The sequence below is a fragment of the Sphaerospermopsis reniformis genome (genome assembly GCF_005402885.1).
Taxonomy (GTDB): Bacteria; Cyanobacteriota; Cyanobacteriia; order Cyanobacteriales; family Nostocaceae; genus Sphaerospermopsis; species Sphaerospermopsis kisseleviana.
The window spans coordinates 1-7,301 of sequence record NZ_BJCE01000260.1; the positions used below are offsets into that span (position 1 = coordinate 1).

Here is a 7,301-nt window from a genome sequence, read left to right on the forward strand (position 1 = left end):
CGGAAAAAGTGTGCATTTTTTGGGATTTCAAGAGATAGCAAAGAAATTTTCAAATCTCCTCCTGACTCCTGACTCCTGACTCCTGACTCCTATGCCCTCACGGAAAGACTTTCTCAGCAACCCCTAATTAACCACGCACCAAAGCTGGCTCTTTAACCGATTGCAGCAGTTCAGTATAAAGTGAATCCAACTGACTCGCCACACCATCCCAACTAAACTTACTCATTACCCGTCTCTTACCCGACTTACCCAACTCCGCACGCCATTCAGAATTACCTAAAATTCTATCAATAGCATTACTAAACGCTGCTACATCTTGAGGTGGTACTAACAAACCAGTATTTTCATTCACCACACTAAACTGAAGTCCACCCACATCACTAGCGATCACCGGTGTAGCACAGGCCATAGCTTCCACTGCCACCAGTCCAAAAGGTTCATAATGGCTAGGAATCACGCACACATCAGCCGCAGCGTAATAAGTTGGCAATATTTCCTGTTTCAACAACCCAGGGAAAACCGTACACTCACCCATCCCCAACTCGTTAACTATTCCCTCAATGCGATCGCGTTCTCTACCATCGCTATTACCTGGTGTACTTCCCCCACCAATAATTAACTTCAGGTTTTTATCACCAAAAAAATGCGACTCCCGCACCGCACGCACCAAAGTTTCTATCCCCTTCCGTGGATCAAAACGTCCCACATATAACACCACCTTAGCATCTGGCTCAATTTCTAATTTAGCTCTAGCAGTTTCTCGATCCACAGAACCAAAGCGGCGAATATCTGTACCACAAGGAATAATATCAATATTTCCTTGTTGAGAAACCAATGTTTTCATGTGTTGTTTTTCCTGTGGACTTGTAGCCACAATTTTTTCTGCTGTTTCTAAAACTTCTTTTTCTACAGCTAAACGTTGACTAGCAACCAAAGGAATATTTTCTATGGTGTTGTATTTGACGATACCTAAAGAATGATATGTATGAACCTGTTTACTTCCTTGGATTTGTTTTAACTGCAAACCTACCCAGCTAGATAGCCAGTAGTTAGTGTGAACCAACTCATATTTAAATCCGTTTTCTTTTTGAAATTTTAATAACTGTTCTACAAATTCTGGCAAATATTTAAATCCGTTATCTCGTGGTACAAATTCCACTGGTCCTGCTGTTAACCGAATGGTTCGACAGCGGGAATTATGTTGAACAATATCTTCTTGTTCAACACTTATTTTCCGGCTAAACATATCAACCTGCCATCCTAGTTGGGATAGTGCTTCACCCACTTGACGGACATATACATTCTGTCCTCCAGCTTCCTCTCTTCCAATTTCAATCGCCGGATCACCATGGACTGAAATCAAAGCAATGCGTTTGTTACTGGTAGAGTTCATAAGTTGTGTGTTGCTGATTATCACAAGGTAGTTTGGGTTTCCAAGTTTACGCTGTTCACGCTTACCTGAATTCTTTAGAAACTTTGATTAATCTTTATTTTAATTTATAAATGATGATTTCAGGGGTAACTTTTCATCAAATTCACGTATTTTTGTATATTAATATTCAATACCTTTGATAGATTAAATTATATTTTTTTAATACTAGTAAAAAAATATTAATGACATATCAGACATTAATTAATGCAAAATTAATGCTTAATGCGCCGATTAACAATCATAAAATACGTGAAATTTAAATATTTTTATTCACTGATTGAAATTATTTGTTTCCCCCATAAAACAATTATTAATTACTGTTGAATTGACAATTTCGTTTGGCTTACACATCTTTCATACTCACAATCTTTTTTGGTGAAATTACTTTTTTTAAACTACAGTATTTAAAATACAGTATTGACTTATACTATTATTATGAATTATTTTTTTTTGTTAAATAAGCTACAGTTTTGTAAAAAAGTTACAGCAGGGGGGCAGAAGGCAGTTCACAGGGGTAGGTTTTTAATATTATCTGTTAAGGCAGGACTAGGAAGACAAGGTGGGAAAGTAGACAAGGAAGATTTTCTCCGGACAATGGTCTTTTTGTTACCAAGAGAATATGATTTTGTACGGTTTTCCTCCCTTGTCCACTGTCCTTCCCTGTCCCCCAAGTCTTGCCCTTGTGAGGGGGGCAGGGGGCAGGAGTTTTTTATGTTGGATTTTGGATTGTTTTTGTCAACTCCAATCTAAAATCTAAAATCTAAAATCTAAAATCTTTCTCCCCAGTCCCTATTCCCCTTAATAAAATTAAGCAGTGCTGAAGCCAGATTTAGCTTTCAACACTGCTTAATGCCTCTGTTATTGTTGGTTGTTTGCACAAAAAACAGTCCACGAGGGCTGGTGATTTCAGAGAAATTTAGTAGCCTTAGCTACAAGAGAACAACCAAAAATTAAAAATCTCCATCATTTGTGATATAGCTGTAGACAAAGTAGTTAGGACATCAATTCATCATGAAAATCCCACCAGCAGCGAGTTTTACTCCTGACTACTGACTCCTGACTCCTGCTATATTTGTGATTTTTAATTTTTAGCACTGGACTTGGAGGATCAGGAGCCGGCAGCAGCTAACATTTGTTTGAGTTGTTCTAACTTATCAGCCCAACGGGGATCTGGACGAATTGCGTCTGAATCAGCTGTGGTAGCTGTCTCACGAGATCCACCACCACCACGGCGAGACTTTTTAGATGCTTTTTCACGGCGTTCTTTGTTGGTATTAGGTACAGGAGTGCTACTACCTTGACTAGCAGCTTTAGGCGCTTGTTCTTCACCTTCATCACCTTTAGTCCGGGGTAATGCCTTTTCTAGTTTAATGGCAGCATCTTTAAACAATTGACCATTATATTTTTCAATAATTTGGTCTGCTTGTTCATCGTTGTTAACTGTTAAAAATCCAAAACCACGACATTTACCTGTTTTGCGGTCTTTAATCAGTTTAGTAGTGACAGCATCGCCTTCAGCCGCAAATACAGCTTGCAATTCTTGACGATCAATTTCTTCTTTGGGCAAATTACCTATGTATAGGCGAACGGACATGAACTATACCTCCAGTGTGGAAATGAAAATGACAAAACAAAAACATTGACTTGGCTTTGGCTTTTAAATAGATGCTATTAACAAAAATCGCCATAAACCAATTTTTTAATGCCAACTATCAAACTATAGTTTCAAACTACATGAACATACAGCGGGAGGCAGGAGGCAGGAGGCAGGAGGCAGGAGAAAACTGGCTTGGTGACTGCCTTTAAACTTAAATGCTGGACTTCATTGATCTGCAATCTGCTATACATTTATATCATGTTGTTTGTTCGTAGGGAATCACCCCAACAGGGAGAACTATAACGCCCCTATCCCTTGGCTAAAAGTTGGCTAAAAGCTGTCGGGAATATTTTATATTAAAATATTAAACTACCATTAACATCAACAATTTAGATGTTTGTTTACGAGCCGGTAGTAAAGATTTTAATTTAGCTTTTTGTTGATTGTAATAACGATTAATTGACTTGATAATCTGCCCTTTGATTATAACTTGCACAAATCTAGGTTGGTTAGCAGTTAACGCTGCTAGGTTATCTCTGCCTACATTAATCGCTGCAATCGCATCTTGTTTTAAGTCATAATCTAACTCCTCTTTTTCATAAACAACTTCTACCACATCATGGTCAATATTGGGTACATTCCTGACTCGATGCAGACAGAAATAATCTACAACAGTAGGAATGCAAATATGGTTTGGTGATAGATGAATCAAGTCTGCTTTCATTTTAGATTTACTCACGATCTGATCAATATAAACTAATAACTGTCTGCTCTTTTCTTGGTGTTGATATTTGAGTAATTTGTCTATGCCTAAAAATTCTGGTTTATTTTCTTTATATATCTTAATTGCTGTGAGCAAGTTTAACAAATTGAAATCTAAACCTAATAAATATTTTTTTACTACTTGAGTAGATAAAGCTAGGTCAGCTTGAAAATTCTTTAACTGTTTTTCTAGGAAATTAACATCCAGATATTTATGCTTCAAAATAAAACTTTGGTAAATATAAAAGTTAGCATAACTGTATAAGTTTTTAGCACAAAAGCATAAATCATCAATCTCCTGTTTATGGGGATAACTTTTTTGAATAATATACCGCTCAATTATTTGCATGATAATCTTAACAATATGCTTATATATACTAAACAAGGACTATAACCCAGTGATTACTCACACTAATAAGTTTTGTAACCCTAATTGCTGTGCTACTAAATTTATGAATATTAATGCTCATGTTTGTTTATAGATTGGGCGCAATTTTCCAATACCGTTTTTTGTGAGGATGATGCTTATTTAAGACTAAACCGCTAGTATGACCAGCTAATACCATTTTAATTCTCAGGATTCCAAATTTAATAGTTAATAGTCCACTACAGTAAATGAATTCTTTCCAGCTTTAACCCACAGAACAAAATACCATCTCTTAACATTATCATGGTATTGCCTACGTAGCTAGTTCAGCACTCACATTTTTGCAGATTGCATTATAGCATTATAGCATCGTAGTATACAATACATTTTTGCACAAGGGGATTTTTGGAAACAAAAACCAGCCATCGGCTGGTCGCTTTCCTGCTGTTTTGGAAGGATTAAGGGGGATGGAATATTAGCAGTAGCAGAATTACTAACTAAGTTGGGTGACTGAGTTAGGTCAGTTGCTATTAATTTCATGAACAAATGTAACATTATTGAGTTCAAGTTTGCAACGTTTGTTTACATTTCCTGGGTTTTGAAGGCGGGAAGTGCCATTATCTGGCTAGAGATTGGGCTGTTAGCATTATATAAGCTCCCCAAGCTTGGGCGATGACGGCTAAAACAGTGGAAAAAATGGGATGGGGACTATTAATAATTGTGCCATTTTCAGTTTCTAGGGTTTGAATGTCGATCCAAGGTGTTACCCCTCTTCGTAACCAACCTATAACGATAATTTGCCTACCTATCAATTCTTGGGGTGTGGTTTTGAGTTCTAACCCAGGAATATGATGTAGCTTCACTAAACCGATGCTGGACTCTAAAATCAGGTCTTGGGCTAGACAGTTGCTAGTACCTCGACGACCTAACAGTTTACCAGTAATACGGACGCTGACGCTATCCAGTGGCAAAACCGAGGGGTTTGTTAATAGCTGCAAAATTTGCTCATCACTGTCTAAGCTCAAAGATTTGATTTCTGGGAAAAAGGCATTTAGCCGCATGACTGTACCAATGCTAAAGCCTATCATTAAGAATCCTGTCACAAATGACCAATCATCATAAATCCATTTCAGGTTAAATAAATGCAAGGTGTATGCACTTTGCCAAGCTAACCAAAACAGTCCTGCTAATGTCAAACCTAAAGGAATGCCCAAAAAGGGGGCAATTTGTAATAAGAAAGATTGTGGTTTAACTTGCAATAACTCTGGATGGATAAAATGTAGTTCTGTTTCTAAATGCCAATGACGAGCAATTTTACACAAACGTTGCAGGCGATCGCCCAATAAAGGATGACTATTATTAATAGTAAACCATTGCCGATAAGGATTGCTATTTTCCCATATTAATAATGATTCCCAAGGTAAATGACCTGCAAGGCTACCTAAACAGAGGCTGTGTTGAAAATCTATTGGGGCTAAAATATTCAAGCTTTCTAATTGCGGACTGGTATGTTCTTGTTTTTTGATATCATCAGCAATACCAATGGTAATTTTCAGTAAAGCACGAATTAACCCATTAGGATTACCTGTAATTTCGGCAGCTTGGCGATCGCTGGCATAAAGGCGAAACCGCGCATTCAGCAAAGTTGTACCCGTCAATAAACACCAAATACCATAACTCAAACCCGCCAAACCTGTAGCAGTCCAGCACCAAATTTTCTGCTCACTTTTATTTGCCAAAGTTGAGGCTTGCTGATAAAGTTGATAAATCGGTAAAGTCACCAACAAAGCCAAAGACATCACCCCAAAATCCCAACGGTTAATCTGTCCTAAACCTAAAGCATAAATAGTAGCTATTTCATCATCTGTAAGTTTTGCTAACAGTCCTTGACTAACAACAATTCTGGCGTTACGAGGTAGATTACCATAGGTGAACATCATCGGTGCTGCTATTGGTAAAATCTGGAATGTGGGAACAGTCCAACGTTTTAGCTGACAAGTACGTTGTGTGATCCTCACTGCTTCCCGACTATAGGTATACAAAATTTCTTTAGATAACGGTTGTTGCTGATAAAATTCTGTTAGTAACCAATCTAACAACCAAGGAGACAGCACCAACAACACCAACAACGGGACTAATATTAAGGTAGTAAAATCACTATATAAAAATGGCAATGGACTAACATAAGGAAGTTTATCTAAAATCTGATTGGTTAAAGTCATTACCAACTCTAACATGGCGCGTAATACCCAAAACAAAGCCATGAAAGTTGCTAAAGCTAATAGTCGGGAAGGAATTAAGTTATATTTACGGAGAGGTTGCCATACTTTTGCACGTCTAGCTTGTCGCCAATAAATACTGGTTGTTTCTGTGGTACTGTAGATGTTATTAGTAGATTTTTTTGATCCACTTGCTTGTGGCTTAGTGATTTGAGTAGAATTGACAATATTGTGTGATTGATGATGTGATTTTGATTTGAGTCTTTTTTGTCGTTTAGTTAAATGTTCAAGTGCAACTTTTGCCCATTCTTGAACTTGGGAATTATCACTTTCAATTAAATTTCTACACAAGGCGATCGCCTTTGATATTTCCCCTGTGTGTGCATAAGACATCACTAAACCAACCAGTGCTTGCAAACGGATATCGCTGTCTTCTGGTTGATTAGCAATAGGCAAAAGTTGAGTTATTGCCGCATAGTAATTTCCCTCTTTGAGAGCAGCTAAACCCGCCTCCAAAGAGGATTTTTCAGATGAAAGCATAGAATTTTTTTTACTCCAATTTCTTCTAGAACACCGATTCATTAATCCTAAGGGCGAAGCATTCAGACGGAATATGAACTGGTTTCAGCGATAGGTTATCACCCGAATGCTTCGCCCCTACCAGGTAACAACAGATTACCTAGCATTACTGAATCGACGCTCTAGGTAAGACCGCTATCTAATTAGAAATTCAACAAATAGATGGGAGTTCCTGAATAAATTCAGAAGTCAGGAGGAGAGGACTGGGGACTGGTGACTTACTCATAAGCTTTACTACGATGCTTAACCCTATACACGATTATAGTTTGTTCTTCTAATTCAAACAAAACTCGATAATCACCAACTCTTAAACGATATTCTGGAGTAAAATTTGTTAAGTGCTTC

The 7,301-nt window shown here is 37.6% G+C and carries 5 protein-coding genes; all 5 read right to left on the minus strand.

The window, feature by feature from the left end; genetic code table 11:
* Positions 1 to 127: 127 nt before the first annotated feature.
* On the minus strand, positions 128 to 1,393 hold the full coding sequence (locus FFR48_RS23520; protein ID WP_137669038.1) for a glycosyltransferase family 4 protein: 1,266 nt from the start codon (positions 1,391 to 1,393) through the stop codon (positions 128 to 130).
* 1,147 nt (positions 1,394 to 2,540) lie between these two features.
* Positions 2,541 to 3,026 carry an RNA recognition motif domain-containing protein gene (locus tag FFR48_RS23525; protein WP_137669040.1) on the minus strand — a complete coding sequence of 162 codons (486 nt, stop codon included), beginning with the start codon at positions 3,024 to 3,026 and terminating at the stop codon, positions 2,541 to 2,543.
* A 367-nt stretch (positions 3,027 to 3,393) separates the two neighbouring features.
* The gene (locus FFR48_RS23530; RefSeq protein ID WP_137669041.1) at positions 3,394 to 4,140 is read right to left on the minus strand and encodes a hypothetical protein; all 747 of its coding nucleotides are present in this window, start codon (positions 4,138 to 4,140) and stop codon (positions 3,394 to 3,396) included.
* Between the two features lie 635 nt (positions 4,141 to 4,775).
* Entirely contained in the window at positions 4,776 to 6,917 is a 2,142-nt protein-coding gene (locus FFR48_RS23535) for a M48 family metalloprotease (protein ID WP_137669042.1), read from the minus strand.
* A gap of 257 nt (positions 6,918 to 7,174) precedes the next feature.
* Positions 7,175 to 7,301 (minus strand): type II toxin-antitoxin system RelE family toxin (locus tag FFR48_RS30235; protein ID WP_162501949.1); only part of this gene is annotated, 127 nt, incomplete at its 5' end.